This is a genomic window from Christiangramia aestuarii, from assembly GCF_009735585.1.
In the GTDB taxonomy this organism is placed as follows: Bacteria; Bacteroidota; Bacteroidia; order Flavobacteriales; family Flavobacteriaceae; genus Christiangramia; species Christiangramia aestuarii.
Map to the genome: position 1 here is coordinate 1 of NZ_VJVW01000039.1, position 568 is coordinate 568.

General features: G+C 50.4%; 1 protein-coding gene. It reads right to left on the reverse strand.

Going from position 1 to position 568, the window contains the following annotated elements:
• Nucleotides 1-568 (reverse strand): Calx-beta domain-containing protein (locus tag FLP08_RS15515; RefSeq protein ID WP_202912790.1); only part of this gene is annotated, 568 nt, incomplete at both ends.

Consider the following 568-nt stretch of genomic DNA (forward strand, 5'->3'; position numbering starts at 1 on the left):
GCCGTAGCGGTATTCAGGCTTACGTCCTGTCCGTTGGCATTGGTAATGCTAATTTCACCTGTAAAATCTTCTGTTGGTTCACTGATGGCATCACCCAGGACATCTACAGGAATGCTCACTGAAGAAGTTCCCTTGGCGATGGTGTAGCTTACAGCGGATTGTGCAGTATAGTCGCTTGCACCGGCCGATCCATCGGTAGTGGTAAAGCTCAGCACGATATCCTCCTGAGCAGTAGCTCCGCCATTGATACTGGCTACGAAGTTTCCTTGCTGGGTAGCATCTGTTTCAGTGATGGTGAATCCTGCCAGGCTGATGGAGATGGCATCATTATCATTGATGGTTCCCAAGCCCTGGTTATCGGAGATGGAAGCAGCACCACTAAATACGAGGTTGCTTAGGTTTACAAAGAAGGTCTCTGCAGGTTCAGCGATGGCATCCTCGATGATATCCACGGTGATGGTCTGGGTAGTTCCGTCAACAGACCCGGCAGCAAAAGTGATGGTACCGGAGTTGGTGGTATAGTCACCTGGGTTTACGGCGCTATTATCAGCGGTGGCAAAGTCAGCAT